Genomic DNA, 18,654 nt, shown 5'->3' on the forward strand with positions numbered 1-18,654 from the left:
GCCACCCCTCAGCCTTATGGTCCCCATGGCAAAGACAGACAAGGAGAGATGATTTTGACGAACGAGGCATCCTGTCCGGAGACTGTGGCGGCTCATGAGCGGCCCATCGACAGGGTTTCGATTTCGATGGTTACTCTCACAGATTTTCGCAATTACTCCTCGTTGTCCCTGTCCCTTGCAGGCCATCATGTGGTTTTGACCGGAGCGAACGGCTCGGGCAAGACCAATCTGCTCGAAGCCTTGTCCTTTCTGTCACCCGGACGAGGCTTGCGGCGCGTGGCTTATCCTGAAATCGGACGAGAGCATGGCCCGGGCAGTTGGGCCGTTTCCGCAACGCTCGACACACCCTTGGGGGAGACAAGGCTGGGAACAGGTTTGCAGCCAGGTGTCGACGGCACGTTGCAGCGACGGATCCGGATCAATGGAGCGGCGGCAAAATCGGCTGAAAGCTTGTCTGATCATGTTTCAGTTCTCTGGCTTACACCGCAAATGGACAGCCTCTTCATTGGCGCTGCATCGGAGCGCCGAAAATGGCTTGACCGCATGGTGCTGGCCATCGACAAGAGCCACGGCACACGGGTCAATGCGTTTGAAAAAGCCATGCGGCAACGCAATCGTCTTCTGGAGGAGGCACCCAACCAACATGTCTGGCTGGATGGCATCGAACTGCAAATGGCCGAGTTTGGCTCGGCGATTGCCACAGCGCGAGCCGAATTGATTTCGCTTCTGAATCGATCCTTGCGAGCGCTCTATGGAGCGGAGACCGGCTCGGCCTTTCCCGTCGCGGTTCTGGATCTCGATGGCATTCTGGAACAGGAAGCCTTCTCCAGACCGGCCATTGAGGGCGAGGAGCATTATCGCATGCTCTTGTCCCAATCACGATCCGGTGACAGGGCTGCGGGGAGGACCCTGATCGGGCCCCATCGCTCGGACCTCATCGTACGGTATGAGCTAAAGGACATGCCTGCGGCCAAATGTTCGACGGGCGAGCAGAAAGCCCTGCTGCTTGCCATCGTGCTTGCCCATGCCTATCTGGTGGCGGAAAGGCGGGGCCGAACGCCACTGGTTCTGCTTGACGAGGTCGCGGCCCATCTTGATGAGACCCGCCGTCTTGCTCTGTTTGATTTGCTGGATCGGCTGGGATGTCAGGCCTTCGTCACAGGGACCGATGATACCGTTTTTAAACCATTGGGAGAACGGGCTCAGCGCTTCCATGTTGATTGTGGTACCATTACCCATATCGAACAAGGCAAGGGAGGCTCGGGTTGATCATGGCAAAACGCAAGAGGCGCCTTCCCTTTGCGAAATCCAGAAACAGCCTGCTCTTCATGCTTGTTTCGATTGCGATTCTATTGCTGATGATCTTCAACCGCTCCTTCTTTTCCGATCCTGACAAGGCGGTGCTGATGGGTAGCCTTGATGGCCAGCAGATCCGGCGTGAGGGCTTGCGATTATACAACGCCAATTGCTTGAGCTGCCATGGGGTCAATGGGCGAAGCACGAGTTTCGGCCCGGCTCTGACAGACGCCATTTATCACAAGGACAGCCTGTCCGATCAGGCCTTTATCCAGGCTGTGGTTTACGGGGCAGAGCAAAAACAATGGACCTATGGGCCAATGGAGCCGATCAAGACCCTTTCCCAGACCGAGATTGCCATGATCCTGGCCTATGTGCGCGCAGAACAGGAAAAGCTCGCAAGCGCACAAAATTGATGCATTTCTATCGGGAATTCCCCACCATTTCCCATTCTCTCCAAACTCTCCACAGAGGCAGGGACAGATCACCCCTCAAGGGAGCGGGTTGCTGTTGAAAAGGGCGAAAAAGCTCGTATAAATGTGGGGTTGGCCGTAGCTGAAGGATGACTGATTCGCATGAGCGACAATGACAATAAACCTCACAATGCAGACGCAGAATATGGCGCCGATTCCATCAAGGTCCTGAAAGGTCTGGACGCCGTGCGGAAACGTCCCGGCATGTATATCGGGGACACCGATGACGGGTCGGGTCTGCATCACATGGTCTATGAGGTGGTGGACAATGCCATTGACGAGGCGCTCGCAGGATATGCCGATCTTGTCACCGTGACGCTGAATGTGGACGGGTCGGTTACCGTGACAGACAATGGTCGCGGCATTCCCACGGACATCCATGCCGAAGAGGGTGTGTCGGCTGCGGAAGTCATCATGACCCAGCTGCATGCAGGCGGCAAGTTCGACCAGAACAGTTACAAGGTTTCCGGTGGCCTGCATGGCGTTGGGGTTTCTGTTGTCAATGCCCTGTCGACCAAGCTCGTCTTGCGTATCTGGCGCGATGACAAAGAACATCTCATCGAGTTTGAACATGGCAACGCAACCGGGCCGCTCAAGGTGCTTGGCCCGGCGAACGGCAGGAAGGGATCGGAGGTCACTTTCACTCCAAGCCCTGAGACCTTTACCCATATCGAGTTTAGTTTTGCGACCCTTGAGCATCGCTTGCGTGAGCTGGCTTTCCTCAATTCGGGCGTGCGCATTCTGCTCAATGACAATCGCGGACCGGACAAGGTTTCCGAGGAAATGCTCTATGAGGGCGGCCTTGAGGCCTTTGTGCGCTGGCTCGACAGGGCCAAGAAGCCGATGATCGAAAAGCCGATCTATGTTTCGGCCGAGAAGGACGGCATTACCGTCGAGGCTGCTCTTTGGTGGAACGACAGCTATCATGAAAATGTGCTGTGCTTCACCAACAACATTCCGCAGCGCGACGGCGGCACCCATCTGGCCGGTTTCCGCGCAGCCCTTACCCGTCAGGTCACATCCTATGCTGAAAGCTCCGGGCTCCTGAAACGTGAGAAGGTCAATCCGTCCGGAGATGATTGCCGTGAAGGCCTGACATGTGTTCTTTCCGTGAAGGTTCCGGATCCGAAATTCTCGTCTCAGACCAAGGACAAGCTGGTCTCCTCGGAAGTTCGCCCGGTTGTCGAAAATCTTCTCAACACGGCCCTCAATGAGTGGCTGGAAGAAAATCCCAATGAAGGCAAGATGATTGTTTCAAAGGTTGTGGAAGCTGCCGCAGCCCGCGAAGCCGCACGCAAGGCGCGTGAATTGACCCGCCGCAAGGGAGCGCTTGATATTGCGTCCTTGCCGGGCAAGCTTGCCGATTGTCAGGAGCGGGATCCGGCCAAGGCCGAACTGTTCCTGGTGGAGGGCGATTCCGCTGGTGGCTCGGCCAAACAAGGCCGGCATCGCTCCAATCAGGCTATTCTTCCCTTGCGCGGCAAAATCCTCAATGTGGAGCGTGCCCGCTTCGACCGCATGCTCTCGAGCCAGGAAATTGGAACATTGATCACCGCGCTCGGAACAGGCATCGGCAAGGATGAATTCAATCCTGAAAAACTGCGCTATCACAAGATCATCATCATGACCGATGCTGACGTCGACGGCGCCCATATCCGTACCCTGTTGCTCACCTTCTTCTTCCGGCAAATGCCGGAACTGGTGGAGCAGGGACATCTGTATATTGCCCAGCCGCCACTCTACAAGGTCAAACGCGGCCAGTCCGAACAATATCTCAAGGATGAGCGCGCCTTTGAGGACTATCTGATCAATACCGGTATCGAGGAAGCGGTTCTGACAACCGGATCGGGTATCGAGCGGGCCGGACTTGACCTGCGCGCCCTTCTGGATGAATCCCGGACCTTCTCGACAGCGCTTGAAAGCCTGCATTCGCGCTACAACCGCTCCGTTATCGAGCAAGCTGCAATTAGCGGCTTGTTCGCACCTTCGGTCAAAGAGAATGAAAAGACGGAAGTGGAAGCGCTCGCCAGAGTTTCGCGTCGCCTCGACCGGATGGCCGAGGAAACGGAACGTGGCTGGGAAGGTCACGTCAAGGAAGACGGGTCCTACCTCTTCGAGCGAACCGTGCGCGGGGTCAAGGAAGTGGCTCTGCTTGATCTAGCACTCCTGAATTCCGCCGATGCGATCAAGCTCAACAAGCTTGGTGAGGATATCAAAGAGAATTTCGACTATGGCACCATCATGCGTCGACGGGAAAAGGACTATACCATCTACGGCCCGATCTCGCTGCTCGGCGAAGTCTATGCACTTGGTCGCAAAGGCATTTCCATGCAGCGCTATAAAGGTCTTGGCGAGATGAATGCCGACCAGCTGTGGGAAACGACGCTCGATCCCGAAGCACGCACACTTTTGCAAGTGCGCGTACAAGAAGCCGATGACGCGGACGATATCTTTGCCAAGCTGATGGGCGATGATGTCGAACCGCGCCGCCACTTCATTCAGGACAATGCGCTCAATGTCGCCAACCTCGACATCTGATCCGGTCAAGGTCAAGGCCATTATCGACGCCCTCGGGATGGAACCCCATCCCGAGGGCGGACATTTTGTCGAGACCTTTCGCGACACCCGATCCAGCGATGGGCGGGCCTGCTCCACGGTCATTTATTTTCTGCTTGAGGCGGGTGAGGTTTCCCACTGGCACAGAGTGGATGCGGTTGAAGCCTGGTTCTGGCAGGCTGGTGCTCCGCTTCAGCTCAGCATTTCTGATGGGGACGGGACGATCTCTCACACCCGGCTCGGCCCGGACATTCTGTCTGGCGAACACCCCCATGGCATTGTTCCCTGCATGGCGTGGCAATCGGCCAAATCTTTGGGTGCATGGACTCTGGTGAGTTGCATGGTGGCTCCCGGCTTCCGCTTTGAAGGCTTCGAGCTGGCCCCTGAGGACTGGGCCCCTGAGGACTGGGCGCCTGATGCCTGACGACTGTCTTTGCAGATCGCTTGCAAAGTCCGCCTCCGATTATCCTTCCATGCCTTGTATAAACTTGCCGCAATGCGTGTTGGTTTGGCAGCAGATCCGGCAACTTGGTGCTCCTTATCTCATCAAGCCATGACAAGCGCCGCTAACTCGGTTATGGTGTGCCCATCGTGATGGAACAAACCAGATTGCACGAAAGGAGGGTATTTATGAGTGTCATGACTATTCTCCGGGCGATGAGTGATTGAGCCAAGGCTCTCGTCTCTTGCCTGGGTCAACGGGCTTGCCGAAAGGTGAGCGCCGCCGTTTGAGTGTGTCCAAAAGGCAAGACAATGACGTCTTTCGAAGATTTCTTAGGTAAAGCGCCAAGCAAAAAGGCTGGCCTTACCCTGTCCGATCTCGGATTCAATTCCTATTTCATGGGTCAGCTCGCGCTCGACGAGCTTGATGCCTACACCCCGTTTCGCGTTTCCGAAATTCAACGCTCCATCGTGATGGGCCTGAATGAGAAGGGAACGCGCCCCTTGCGCACACCGCACAAGGTTTCAACCTCCACCTTTGGTGTCGGTGATTGGGTCATCGCAGACCATACCGATCAGATCGTGCGGCGGCTCGACCCTAAATCCGAGCTCAAGCGCCGGGCGGCGGGAACCGATGTGTCCGAGCAGATCATCGCCTGCAATGTCGATATCCTGTTCATTGTCACCTCATGCAATGATGACTTCAACCTCGCACGGCTTGAGCGTTTTCTGGCATTGGCCAAAGACGCGGATGTGACCCCGGTTATCCTGATCACCAAGGTTGATCTTTGCGCGGATCCGCAAAGCTATATCGATCGGGCTGCCCGCCTGCTGCCCGGCCTTGATGTTTTGGGGATTGATGCCAAGGACCCCGGCGCCAGCGAGCGCCTTTCAACATTCTTTGGCAAGGGTCAGACGATTGCCATGGTTGGCTCGTCCGGGGTGGGCAAGACCACCCTGCTCAACGCTCTCACAGGGCGCGAGGATGCAACGCGGGATATTCGCGAGGATGATTCCAAGGGGCGGCACACCACGACCTACCGTTCCCTGCACCAAACGATCAATGGCGCATGGCTCGTGGACACACCCGGTATCCGGGCCTTGCGACTGCACGAAAAAAGCACAGGCATCGAGCAGGTATTTGATGACATCGTCGCACTGGCGACCCAGTGCAAATTTCGCGACTGTCGTCATGAAACCGAGCCGGGATGTGCGATCCTGGCAGCGATTGAAACTGGCGAGCTTGAGAAGGAGCGCGTCGAGCGGTGGCGCAAGCTTGAGGCGGAAGACAGTCGCAATACCGAAACGATCGCGGAAAACCGCCGTCGCTCGAGGGCTTTCGGCAAAATGGTGAAAAATTCCATAAAGGAGTCAGATCGCTTCAAGGGTCGCGATCGGCAAGATTTCTGATTCCTCCGCTCTGTCCGAGCAGTCATGAAGGGGCCGGGAAACGGCCCCTTTTCTTATGCAACTCAACCGGCACAGCGCTGGAATGCCGGCAAATGCTTGAGCTGGGATGCGTCGCTGAGATTTTTGAAGACAAGAGTGATATCCGCATAATCCTTGACCGCCGGCATCAGCTTTTCGGTATAAAGGCCGGCATTGTCGATTTCAGCCTTCACTCCGATGCTGCATGCTTCAGGCAGGGTTGCAGGCACTGCCGCCCTGATTTCGGCCGAATTGAGCTGGCTATTGGCCGGAATGTCCATGCCATATTGTTTCATGATTGTGATAAGGGCCTGTTGATGCAGCTGTTCAGCCCTGATGATATTCGAGAAGGGCCGCACGCTGCCGAATTTCTCCATCACGGCGTCGTAAAAGGCTTCGGCGTGATATTCATCTTCCAAAGCGGTGACCAAGGCTTCCTGAACCGGTTCTGGCAGAGTGGAAGCGGCATTGACGGGACCGGCAAGAATGCCGGCGGCGATGATTACGGATGCGAACAGACGTTTGCTTGCCATTGTCTCTCTCCTCATATGTCGACTGGCTTATGGAAATAAACGTAATCATCCTGATCGGCACAAGTAAGACAAGGACGTGCAATTCGTGTAATCACACAGTCTCTAATTGTAATGATCTGTCGTTCTATGGATTTCCTCACTTGATGAGGCACACATGACAGGCAGCGGACGCAGCGCTTGCTTTTCATCATCAAAAAGCGCTGCGTCCGGCAAGCTTCCGTCACGGAATGAGGATGAGGGACCCTTGCGTCTTGCGCGCTTCGAGGTCGCTGTGAGCCTTTGGAGCATCGGCCAGGGCATATTCGGTCGGGTTCGCCAGTTTGACACCACCGGAAGCGAGCACCGAGAAAAGATCGTTACCCGCTTTTTCCAGTTCCTCGCGATTTGGTGTAAAATGAGCCAGAGTGGGGCGGGTTACCATCAAAGACCCTTTGGTTGCCAGAATTCCAAGATTGACCCCCTCGACGGGCCCGGAGGCGTTGCCAAAGCTGACCATCAGCCCACGCGGAGCAAGACAATCGAGGCTGTCTTCAAAGGTTGCCTTGCCGACACTGTCATATACCACGGGCACCTTTGCTCCCTTGGTGATTTCCATGACCCGCTCGGAAACGGTCTCTGTGCGATAGTTGATAACGTGGTCACAGCCCAGAGCCTTGACCAGTTCGGCCTTTTCCTCTGAACCAACCGTGCCGATCACCGTGGCTCCGAGATATTTGAGCCATTGCACTGCGATCTGGCCAACACCTCCGGCAGCCGCATGGAAGAGCACGGTTTCCCCCGCCTTGACCGGATGAAGCTGCCTGATGAGATATTGCACGGTCAGACCCTTGAGCATGGAAGCCGCGGCCTGTTTCGAAGAAATCGTCGTTGGAAGAAGCAGAGCCGTATCCGCCTCGATCACATTGTGACTGGCATAGGATCCGTTCGGGCCGGAGCAGTAGGCTACCCTGTCGCCAATATTGAAGCGGGTAACCCCGTCACCAACCGCTTCCACCAGCCCGGCGCCTTCCTTGCCCAATCCTGAAGGCAAGGGAAGCGGATAGAGCCCGGTGCGGTTATAGGTGTCGATGAAATTGATGCCGATTGCCTCATGACGCACAAGCAATTGGCCAGGCTTGAGCGCGGGGATCTCCCTTTCAACAAGCACCATTTGTTCCGGTCCGCCATGGGCAGCTATTTCAATACGGGTCATAATGCTCATCACATCCTCCGATCAGTCCATCGATTAAATCTTGATTCTCAGTCTCACATTATGCGAGCAAATGCGGATTGCAATCATTAATCACAGTGAGGGCAAGAATTTGGTCACAGCCTTGTGGTAGAAGAAAGAAACGGATGTTCGGATAATTCTATGCAGCAAGAAGAAAAGCCTCAAAATTCATCGGGTTTTTTCAGACGCAACGGCAACGCGGTTGTTGCGCCGATTGCCTTTCTAGGCTTTGCGCTCGGTGCCTTCAGCCTGACCATGCAAGGGGTCTGGGTCGTCATTGGTGCGCTCTTGTGGCTTTTGTCGGGTGCTCTTTTCACAAGGCTTGCAACGGGCTACTTCACCGATCCTGTGATGGCCAGCGAAAAGGAAGCTGAGCTCAGCGCCCAAATGCAGCAACTGGACATGGCGTGCGAAAGCCTGCTGGATCAGAATTGGGAATTGCGTGAAACAGAGCAGAAATATCAGGCCTTGCTCAATCGTCAGGGCGACATCATCCTGCATCTGGATGACGCAGACCGGATCCTTTATTGCAATGATCCGTTCGCAACCTATTTCGACCGGACCGATCTCCGCTCTCCCTTTGCTCCGAACGACACGCTACAGGAAAGCGATGCCTCAGAGGGCAATAGTCCCGGTATCGATCCTTTGTGGGAACGGGAAATTGACACCCTGATCGGGCCGCGCTGGTTCCGCTGGACGGAAACTCTGGTGCGCTCGGTGCAGAAGGAAAAGGAAATGCGGCTGGTGATCGCCCGCGATGTCACCGCCTTCAAGCAGATGGAAGCGGCAAGCGAGGCCAAGTCGCGCTTTCTGGCAACGATCAGCCATGAGATGCGCACGCCACTCAACGGCATTATCGGCATGGCCAATCTGCTTCAGTCCACGGCCCTGTCAGATGAGCAAGCCAATTACACCAATGCCTTGCGCCAGTCTGGTACGGCTTTGCTGGCACTGGTCAATGATGTTCTGGACCTTTCACGCATCGAAGCGGGAAAACTGACCCTTTCCCATGAATGGACATCGCCCATCCGCCTCATGGAAGAGGTGGTCGAATTGCTTGCCCCGGACGCTCAGGACAAGGGGCTGTCCATTGCCTCATGGGTCAGCCCTGACATGCCTGCCAAGCTGTTGATCGATCCGGCCCGGGTGCGCCAGATCCTTGTCAACCTGGTTGGCAATGCGATCAAGTTCACCGCCGAAGGAGCCATCAATCTGGCCTTGCACTGCGAGGAGCCCTTACAGGAAGGTGAAGCGGCCATCGTGCTTCTGTCTGTTCGGGATACCGGACCGGGCATTGAAGAAGCCATTCAGTCCCGGCTGTTCGAGGAGTTCGAGCAGGCTGACACCACCCGGACAAGACAGCATGAAGGATCCGGGCTTGGCCTTGCCATCTCGCGGCGTCTGGCCCGCATGATGGAGGGGGATATTCTTCTGAAAAGCGTGCCGGGAAAGGGCTCTACCTTTTCCCTCAGAATACCGGCCTCCTGGCTTGATGATGCGGACGGCAAGGCCCTTGATGCGCCCCTTCATGGAGACGATTTTGCAAAGCGCCTTAAAGGCACGGTTCTGGTCGGTATCGACTTGACGGAAGCTGACCGTCGAGCGCTTTTTTCCTATTGCAAGGATTGGGGCGTCGCCTTTTACAGCTTCACGCTTGGGCAATGGGAGGAAACCGGACAGACAATCTGTCCCGACCATCTGCTTATCAATGGGGCAGAGCCTGACAAGGCGATGAAGATCATCGCCAGTTTTGATCCGCTTCAGGGAGGCCGTCTCACCCGCCCGCAACCTCGCAGCCGCATCGTCCTGCTCGAGCCGGGTGAGCGGGGGGTCATTCCGCAAATGCGCAACAGCGGGATCAACGCCTATCTGGTCAAACCGGTGCGACAGATCTCACTGAGGCAAGCCCTGCTTGGTCATCCCGATCTTCGGACAAAAGGCTCAGAAGCCCTGACACCCCCCACTTTGTCATCCCCCGCTTCGGAAACCTCCTCCCAGTCCGAGCAAGACGCTTGTCCAAAAGACAACGGCTCCGTTCATCCCGAAAACAATACGGAAGCGGAACAAGTCCGAATCCTGCTTGTCGAGGACAATGAGATCAATATTCTGCTTGCCCGTTCTGCGCTGGAGAAAGCCGGCATGTCCGTCGCTGTGGCACCATCGGGCAAGGAGGCTCTGGGCCTTTATCGCTGCGACCATCTGTTTGATCTGGCCCTTGTTGATCTTCACATGCCGGACATGGATGGGCTGGATCTGTTTGACAAAATGCAGGACATCGACAGCCAACATGAACGGCTCATCCCAAAGTTGGCTTTCACCGCAGATGCGTTGCCAGAAACCAGAGAAAGCTGCCTCTCACGCGGTTTTTCAGACTTTATTGTGAAGCCGATTGATCCTCTATCGCTGGTGAAAACGGTTCAGGCTGCCCTCGATAAAGTTAGCCAATGTCACAAAACTGTACTATAAATTATATAGGCCTCCGCTCCAAAATAAGGTAGCGAATGATTCGGCAAAGCCGATAGTCATGCAACCCGAATTGGCACTGCCGTCAAGGATCAAACCTGCTGAGTAACAGCTTTTTGAATCCGCAGCAGATGTCAATCAAGACAAGACCATAAGCTCACAGATTACAAGATGAGCAAAAATAATCGATTTTTCACGCTCGGCGTTCGACGTCGGCCAATGATCGACAAAAGGACGGAAACAAATGGCCATGCTTGATAACAGCCCCAATCTGGACATGGATTCTAGCCAAAGCCAAAGACCGCGCATCATCAAGCCCAATTTGCCAAATAAAATTCTGACGGCTCTCAGACGCAATCACTTGCGCGATGGCCGCCCGATCAGCACCATGCCGATCACTCTGGGTCGGGTCGGGTCGCTGGAAATCAGACTGGCGCAAACCGAGCGCGAGATTCGCAAGGCCCAGCGTTTGCGTTACAAGGTGTTCTACAAGGAAATGGCTGCCAAACCAAACAGCCATGTCAAGTTCACCCGCCGGGATGCGGACGCGTTTGATGCCATTTGCGACCATCTTCTGGTGCTGGATCACGATTCACCCAAGAGAAAATTTCGTCGACGCGAGCCTCGCATTGTGGGCACCTATCGCCTTCTGCGCCAGGAAATGGCCAATCTGTATGGCGGCTTCTACTCCGCGTCCGAATTTGATTTCAATGATCTGGTCAACAATCATCCGGACAAGCGCTTTCTGGAGCTGGGTCGCTCCTGCGTTCTCAAGGATTACCGCACCAAGCGCACCATCGAACTGCTGTGGCAGGGGATCTGGGCCTATGTTCAGATTCACAAGATCGACGTGATGATCGGTTGTGCCTCCATTGCAGGAACCGACCCCAAGAAGCTGGCCGAACCGCTGACTTTCCTGTCCAAGCTGGGCAAGGCTCCCGACGAATGGCAAGTGGATGCCTGGCCGCATCTCAAGGTACCGCTTGAACAAATGGATCCGGAAGCGATCGACGACAAGTCCGCATTGCGGCGCCTGCCCCCTCTTCTGAAAGCCTATATGCGCCTTGGTTGCTATTTCGGCTCCAGTGCGATGGTCGATCATCAGTTCGGAACAACGGATGTATTCATCATTCTGCCGGTGAAAAATATCGACCCGAAATATATTGATCATTACAGCACAAACAATGTGAATGACGCTGTCGCACGCCACCAGTAGCACCCAAGAATTCGAGCGCTCAGGGCTGCAAGGCCCGACGGCATCCCGAACCTGCAAAAAGGGGGAAGCGTTTCATGAACGCCTCCCCCTTTTCAATTCAGCTTGTCATTTCGCAGCTCAGATCCCGGTGATCAATTTCCGAGATCATATGCGGCAAGTGCTGCCATGTTGACGATATCGACATCCTTTGCACCGAGCGGCAAAATCTGTACCGGCTTGTCAAACCCAACCAGCAATGGGCCCAGTATCGTAGCCCCGCCCAGCTCCTGTAGCATTTTGGTAGCAATGGACGCTGCATGGAAGGCCGGCATGACCAGAACGTTGGCCGCACCAGAAAGACGACAGAATGGATAAGCCTTCATCAGATCCGGGTTAAGGGCAACGTCGGCTGCCATTTCACCATCATATTCAAAATCGACGCGGCGACGATCGAGAATTTTAACCGCTTCGCGCAGATTGTCCGACCGTTCGCCTGCCGGATGGCCGAAGGTGGAGTAGGCAAGCATGGCCACCCGTGGCTCGATACCGAGTTTGCGTGCAACGGTCGAGGCTTCTTCGGCGATATCGGCCAATTCCTCGGCTGTTGGCATTTCATGCACCGCAGTATCCGCAACCAAAACCGTGCGGCCCTTGCAAAGAGCGATGGAGACACCAATCACCCGATGGCCCGGATGCGGGTCGATGACTTTCTGAACCTCTTCAAGGACGATGGAATAGTTCCGCGTCACACCCGAGATCATCGCGTCCGCATCTCCGAGCGCAACCATGGACGCAGCAAAGATGTTGCGGTCATTGTTGACCATGCGCAGGCAGTCACGATAGAGATAGCCCTTTCTCTGCAAGCGCCGATAGAGATGTTCGGCATAGGCCTCGCCCCTGTCCGAGACACGGGCATTGACCAGAACAATGCCCGGACGATTAATGTCGATGCCAGCTTCTTTTGCCCGCTCATGAATAAGGTTTTCGCGACCGACAAGAACTGCCGTCCCCAATTCATCATTGACGAAGGAAACGGCGGCACGCATGACCTGCTCTTCCTCGCCCTCGGTAAAGACAACCCGTTTGGGATTGCGGCGAACCTTGGTGTAAACAGCCTGAAGGGTCGACGCCAGGGGATCACGACGCGCACTAAGCTGATTGGCATAGGCTTCCAGATCGACAATCGGGCGACGGGCAACGCCGCTTTCAATGGCGGCTTTGGCAACAGCTGGCGGAATGGAGCTGATCAGACGCGGATCGAAGGGAACCGGAATGATATAGTCCGGTCCGAATTTCGGTCGATTTCCCTGATAGGCGCTGACCACCTCATCAGGTACATCCTCCTGAGCAAGAGCGGCAAGAGCACGCGCCGCTGCAACTTTCATGTCGTCGTTGATTTCTGTTGCCAGAACATCAAGCGCTCCGCGGAAAATATAGGGGAAGCCAAGAACGTTATTGACCTGGTTTGGATAGTCGGAACGGCCTGTCGCAACAATGGCGTCAGGGCGAACCTTTTTCGCTTCCTCAGGCGTGATTTCCGGATCCGGGTTGGCCATCGCGAAAATGATCGGTGACGGTGCCATGTTGGCAACCATATCCGGGGTCAGAGCGCCCTTGACGGATACGCCGAAGAACACGTCAGCTCCCTTGAGCGCTTCGGTGAGGCTGCGCGCACTCGTTGGCACGGCATGCTTGGATTTCCATTGGTTCATGCCTTCTTTGCGGCCTTCATAGATGGGGCCCTTGGTATCGCAAAGAATGACATTATGATGGGGAATGCCCATGGCCTTGACCAGCTCGATACAGGCAATGCCCGCTGCCCCGGCCCCGTTGCAAACCACCTTGGTGTCCTTGAGCTCGCGTCCTGTCAGTTGCAGCGCATTGAACAGACCTGCCGCAGCGATGATTGCGGTCCCGTGCTGATCATCGTGGAAAACGGGAATATCCATCACTTCCTTGAGCTTCTGCTCAATAATGAAGCATTCAGGAGCCTTGATGTCCTCAAGGTTGATGCCACCGAAGGAGGGGCCAAAATGGCGAACTGCTTCAATGAAGGTGTCCGGGTCCTGGGTATCAATTTCAAGGTCGAGGGCGTCCACATCCGCAAAACGCTTGAACAGGACCGCCTTGCCTTCCATGACCGGTTTGGAAGCCAGTGCGCCAAGATTTCCAAGCCCCAGAATGGCTGTTCCGTTCGAAATCACCGCCACAAGGTTACCGCGTGCGGTATAATCGAAGGCGCGAGATGGATCCTCGGCAATCGCCTTTACGGGTGCGGCCACACCGGGCGAATATGCCAGAGAAAGATCCCTCTGGGTCGCCATCGGCTTGGTTGCGACGATCTCGATCTTCCCTGGCCGTCCTTTCTGGTGAAAGATCAAGGCCTCCTCGTCGGTTACGGTTACACTGTTAATCGGGTTGTCTTGATCCACCTTCAATTTTCTTCTCCCATTTTTAATGACGCTTTTGCGCCTTGTAAGGCCGGGTGACGGATTACGTCGGGTCGCGACCTCCCCCCATATTTGCGAATTACCAAATATTTAAAATTACAACAATGATTGGTTTGGGTCATCAAGAGCTGAAATGTTTCAGATCCCTCAATTGTTGCTTTGCAGCCGGGGGTCTCGCGCAAGACATTACGCCTTAAGTTGAAGCGACACAATTCGACAAAAGGGTTCAGCAGTTCCATGGGACAAAACCCGAAACCGTTACTGGCTTGTGTCGAAAAGCTTGAAAATTGGCGCTTTTCCATATGTGTCCGGCATGAGCTGCCGGCAAAAGCCGATGGAAAATCCGTGCATGGCTGACATGCCATTTAGGAGGAGGCTTCCATTGCCCTTTTCCTCTGCTGTCCAAATCGTTGGCGAACGCTGATACGCTCTGGTCCTTCTCGATGCAAATTGTTAACGTGCCGTCGATTGGCAATATCGAGATTCGTATCAGGAAAGAAGAAAAAGCCCCATGTCGGAGCAAAAGCAAAGCATCCCAGCGCAAAAGGCCTCTACAAAAGCTACGCCGATGATGGAGCAATTCGTTGAAATCAAGAATGCCAATCCCGACAGCCTGCTGTTTTATCGCATGGGGGATTTCTACGAGCTGTTCTTCGACGATGCGCTCACGGCCTCGAAAGCTCTCGGCATCACCCTTACAAAAAGGGGCAAGCATCTGGGCGAGGACATCCCGATGTGCGGCGTTCCGGTTCATGCGGCCGAGGGGTATCTCGAGCGCCTGATCTCCCTTGGCTACAGGGTTGCGGTGTGTGAACAGACCGAGGATCCGGCGGAGGCAAAAAAGCGCGGCGCCAAATCCGTGGTCCGGCGCGATGTCGTCAGGCTGGTGACGCCCGGAACGCTGACCGAAGACAGCCTGCTTGATGCGTCTCAGTCAAACTATCTAGCGGCTATTGCCAGGGTAAAGAGCGGCGAAGAGGGCAATCTCTACGGCCTTTCCTGGCTCGAACTCTCAACCGGCGAATTCGGTGTTCTGGCGCTAGACCATCTGCGGCTTGGGGCGGAACTGGCAAGGCTTGATGCGCGTGAAATCATCATTGCCGATCACATGCTGATGGATGAGGATATCGCGCCGCTCAAATCCATTCTGCAAGCCAGCTTCACACCGGTTCCGCGTGCCTTCTTTGATGGCTCGACGGCGCTCGGTCGGCTGCTGGATTATTTCTCCCTTTCCACCCTTGACGGACATGGCCGCTATGAGCGGGTGGAGCTCATGGCTGCGAGCGCTGTTCTTGCCTATGTCGAGAAAACCCAACTTGGAGCCCGTCCACCACTCGCGCCACCGACGCGGGAGATTTCCAGCCGCACCATGGCCATTGATGCTGCGACCCGCGCCAATCTGGAGCTGGTTCGAACCCTGTCCGGAGAGAAGAAGGGCAGCCTGTTGTCAGTGATCGACCAAACGGTCACGGGGGGTGGATCCCGTCTGCTGGCTGCGCGTCTTGCTTCTCCACTGTCAGACATCGACAGCATCCTGGCACGACAGGATTCGGTTGCATGGTTTCTGTCCGACACCGGTCTGCGCGAAGATCTCAGGGAAGATCTCAAGGCAGCACCGGATATGCCGCGTGCGCTCTCGCGCCTGTCGCTTGATCGCGGTGGACCGCGCGATCTGGGAGCAATCCTTAGCGGCTGCGCGGCCATTTCGGTGCTGTTGCAGCGCTTGCAGCAAAGGGATGACGAGACATCCTTGCCCCTTGAGCTTTCAGATGCACGCGATGCACTTGAAGCGGTGCCCCAAAGTCTTGGCCAATTGCTTGGCACTGCCCTTCGTGATGATTTGCCACTGCAAAGGCGCGATGGCGGTTTCGTACGATCCGGCTTTGACACCGATCTGGATGACCTCAGGGCCTTGCGTGATGAAAGCCGCCGGGTGATTGCATCTCTGCAAGCGGGTTATGCCGAAAAAACCGGCGTCAAGTCGCTCAAGATCAAGCATAACAATGTCCTTGGCTATTTCATTGAGGTCACCGCCAACAATGCCGACAAACTGATGTCGACACCACTCAACGAAACCTTCATTCATCGCCAGACCTTGGCCAGCGCGATGCGCTTCACCACCACGGAACTTGCCGATCTGGAGGCGCGGATCGCGTCTGCCGGTGCCAAGGTGATTGCCATAGAGCTTGCCATTTTCGATAAGCTGCGCGATGCCGTTCTGGAGACTTCAGATACCATCAAGCAAGCAGCTCGTGCCATGGCTGTCCTTGATGTATCCATTTCTCTTGCGATACTGGCCGAAGAGCGAAACTATTGCCGACCGCGCGTTGATGACAGCCTGGCTTTTGAGGTCAGGAATGGCCGTCATCCGGTCGTGGAAGTGGCCTTGCAGACTGGCGGTGAAGAATCCTTTGTTGCCAACGATTGCAATATCGGCCCCAAGGACAGCCATCAAAACGGGCAGATCTGGTTGATGACAGGCCCCAACATGGCGGGTAAGTCGACCTTCTTGCGCCAGAATGCCCTCATCGCCATTCTGGCTCAGATGGGCTCTTTCGTACCTGCGGACGAAGCTCACATCGGTCTCGTCGACCGGCTCTTTTCCCGAGTGGGGGCAGCGGATGATCTCGCACGAGGGCGATCTACCTTCATGGTCGAAATGGTCGAGACAGCGGCCATTCTCAATCAGGCTGGCGAACGCTCCCTTATCATCCTTGATGAAATCGGACGCGGCACAGCAACCTTCGATGGCCTGTCAATCGCCTGGGCGACGATTGAGAATCTGCATGAAATCAACCGCTCGCGTGCCCTGTTTGCTACCCATTATCATGAGCTCACGGTGCTGCATGAAAAACTGCCGCGCCTGACCAATGCCACCGTGCAGGTCAAGGAATGGCAGGGCGATGTAGTCTTTCTGCATCAGATCGTACCCGGAGCGGCAGACCGATCCTATGGTATTCAAGTGGCAAAGCTGGCCGGTCTTCCCGACGCTGTGATTGAGCGGGCACGGGATGTGTTGCAGCATCTGGAAGAGGGTGACCGTCGGTCTCCAGCGACGACAATTGACGACCTGCCGCTGTTTTCCGCTCATATACAGACGAAAAAGCCGGTTGAGCGCGATGTTGTGCGCGAGGCATTGCAAGAGATAAATCCGGACGATATGAGTCCGAGACAAGCGCATGATTTTGTTTACCGTCTCAAAAACCTGCTTTAAAGAGCCATCGATGGGCGTGACCGTGGGTTTTTGCCTTCTTTGCGGCGGTTTAACCAGACATCAAGCCAATTTGTGGCATAAAGGCGCAGATTTGAATTACAGGGCATAGACAATGATAATTTCCCCGCAAAGTGACAATCTTATCGATTTCGAGCAAACACAGGCCAAAATGGTGAAGATTGTCGAGGATCATGGCGGAGATGCCAAGGATTTCAAGGCCCGCGCAGCAATTCTGCAATTGCTGAAAGACGTGTTGCAGCAGGGCAGAAACCGCGCAGAAGAGCTGCTTGGTCAGGACGGCATCGGAATCTTGTGTGCCATTCGCCTTTCCTATCTTGAAGACCAGATCATCACGCTTATTCATCGCTTTGCCATAGAGCATGTCTATCGGCTCGACAATCCGTCCAGCTCGGAACATCTGGCCGTGATCGCGGTTGGCGGATATGGGCGGGCAACACTGGCTCCCCATTCCGATATCGATCTGCTGTTTCTGTTGCCCTACAAGCAGACACCCTGGGGGGAAAGCGTTGTTGAATATATCCTCTATATGCTCTGGGATCTGGGCCAAAAGGTAGGCCACGCAACCCGCACGGTAACCGAGTGCATCCGCCTGTCCCGCTCGGACATGACCATTCGGACAGCGCTGCTTGAAGCACGCTTTGTTGATGGCGAGAAAAAGCTGTTCGACGAGCTGCTTGTCCGCTTCGACAAGGATGTCTTGCGCAACACCAGCGCGGAGTTCATTGCCGCCAAGCTGGCCGAACGCGATACCCGTCACGCCCAACAGGGCAATTCGCGCTATATGGTCGAGCCCAACATCAAGGAGGGCAAGGGCGGTTTGCGCGACATCCAAACCCTGTTCTGGATCGGACAATATGCCTATCGGGTGAGGCGTGCCCGTGCATTGATCAAAGCTGGCGTCTTCTCCGAGGAGGAATATAACCGATTCAAGAAGGCAAATAATCACCTCTGGACCGTGCGTTGCCATCTGCATTTTCTGACCGACCGCCCCGAAGAGCGGCTCAATTTCGATGTTCAGCGCGAGCTTTCCAGCCGAATGGGCTATCGCAGCCGTCCCGGACAGAGCGCCGTCGAGCGCTTCATGAAGCATTATTTTCTGGTTGCCAAGGAAGTGGGCGAAATCACCCGCGTTTTTTGTGCTGCCCTTGAAGAGGATTTCGGACGCGCCGCACCGGGGATCAACCGATTCTTTTCAGCCATTCCCCTGCCTTCCGCCTTCCAGCGCCGCAAGATCCGGGACGCAGACGGCTTTCACATTGATCATGGTCGGTTGACCGTGGACAGTGAAGAGACTTTCAAGCAGGCCCCGGCAAACCTGCTTCGAATTTTCGAGCTTGCGGATCGCGAAAACCTTTCCTTTCATCCGGATGCCAT

General features: G+C 55.4%; 11 protein-coding genes and 1 pseudogene. 9 read left to right on the forward strand and 3 right to left on the reverse strand.

Annotated features, from left to right (window positions below):
* Positions 1-54: 54 nt before the first annotated feature.
* The 5 genes from recF to rsgA all read left to right on the forward strand — a co-directional run bounded on the left by recF (position 55) and on the right by rsgA (position 6,176).
* Positions 55-1,269 (forward strand): DNA replication/repair protein RecF, encoded by a 1,215-nt coding sequence (gene recF / locus ACHZB8_RS00580; protein WP_316857963.1) that lies wholly within the window; start codon positions 55-57, stop codon positions 1,267-1,269.
* Positions 1,270-1,271: 2 nt separating this feature from the next.
* Entirely contained in the window at positions 1,272-1,712 is a 441-nt protein-coding gene (locus tag ACHZB8_RS00585) for a cytochrome c (protein WP_316857964.1), read from the forward strand.
* A 159-nt stretch (positions 1,713-1,871) separates the two neighbouring features.
* Positions 1,872-4,307, forward strand: a complete 2,436-nt coding sequence (gyrB, locus tag ACHZB8_RS00590) for a DNA topoisomerase (ATP-hydrolyzing) subunit B (RefSeq protein ID WP_316857966.1) — start codon at positions 1,872-1,874, stop codon at positions 4,305-4,307.
* Positions 4,285-4,749, forward strand: a complete 465-nt coding sequence (locus tag ACHZB8_RS00595; RefSeq protein ID WP_316857968.1) for a cupin domain-containing protein — start codon at positions 4,285-4,287, stop codon at positions 4,747-4,749. The genes gyrB and ACHZB8_RS00595 overlap by 23 nt, the downstream gene beginning before the upstream one ends.
* A gap of 329 nt (positions 4,750-5,078) precedes the next feature.
* Positions 5,079-6,176 carry a ribosome small subunit-dependent GTPase A gene (gene rsgA / locus ACHZB8_RS00600; RefSeq protein ID WP_316857969.1) on the forward strand — a complete coding sequence of 366 codons (1,098 nt, stop codon included), beginning with the start codon at positions 5,079-5,081 and terminating at the stop codon, positions 6,174-6,176.
* 62 nt (positions 6,177-6,238) lie between these two features.
* Here the strand turns inward: rsgA and ACHZB8_RS00605 are convergent, their stop codons facing one another.
* Positions 6,239-6,727, reverse strand: coding sequence for a DUF2202 domain-containing protein (locus ACHZB8_RS00605; RefSeq protein ID WP_316857971.1), 489 nt, complete (start codon positions 6,725-6,727; stop codon positions 6,239-6,241).
* 220 nt (positions 6,728-6,947) lie between these two features.
* On the reverse strand, positions 6,948-7,919 hold the full coding sequence (locus ACHZB8_RS00610; protein ID WP_394706059.1) for a quinone oxidoreductase family protein: 972 nt from the start codon (positions 7,917-7,919) through the stop codon (positions 6,948-6,950).
* 159 nt (positions 7,920-8,078) lie between these two features.
* Here ACHZB8_RS00610 and ACHZB8_RS00615 point away from each other — a divergent pair, with 159 nt between their 5' ends.
* Both ACHZB8_RS00615 and ACHZB8_RS00620 read left to right on the forward strand, forming a co-directional pair.
* Positions 8,079-10,403: an ATP-binding protein gene (locus tag ACHZB8_RS00615; protein ID WP_316857974.1), complete on the forward strand. Its 2,325-nt coding sequence runs from the start codon at positions 8,079-8,081 to the stop codon at positions 10,401-10,403.
* Positions 10,404-10,644: 241 nt separating this feature from the next.
* Positions 10,645-11,616, forward strand: coding sequence for a GNAT family N-acyltransferase (locus ACHZB8_RS00620; protein WP_316857975.1), 972 nt, complete (start codon positions 10,645-10,647; stop codon positions 11,614-11,616).
* A gap of 131 nt (positions 11,617-11,747) precedes the next feature.
* Here ACHZB8_RS00620 and ACHZB8_RS00625 read toward each other — a convergent pair whose 3' ends face one another.
* Positions 11,748-14,033, reverse strand: a complete 2,286-nt coding sequence (locus ACHZB8_RS00625; protein ID WP_316857976.1) for an NADP-dependent malic enzyme — start codon at positions 14,031-14,033, stop codon at positions 11,748-11,750.
* Between the two features lie 523 nt (positions 14,034-14,556).
* Here ACHZB8_RS00625 and mutS point away from each other — a divergent pair.
* Positions 14,557-17,259 (forward strand): DNA mismatch repair protein MutS, encoded by a 2,703-nt coding sequence (gene mutS / locus ACHZB8_RS00630; RefSeq protein ID WP_316857977.1) that lies wholly within the window; start codon positions 14,557-14,559, stop codon positions 17,257-17,259.
* Between the two features lie 112 nt (positions 17,260-17,371).
* Positions 17,372-18,654 (forward strand): annotated as a pseudogene (locus tag ACHZB8_RS00635) (bifunctional uridylyltransferase/uridylyl-removing protein); the annotation flags it as partial.

It is taken from the genome of uncultured Cohaesibacter sp. (assembly GCF_963556055.3).
Lineage (GTDB): Bacteria > Pseudomonadota > Alphaproteobacteria > Rhizobiales > Cohaesibacteraceae > Cohaesibacter.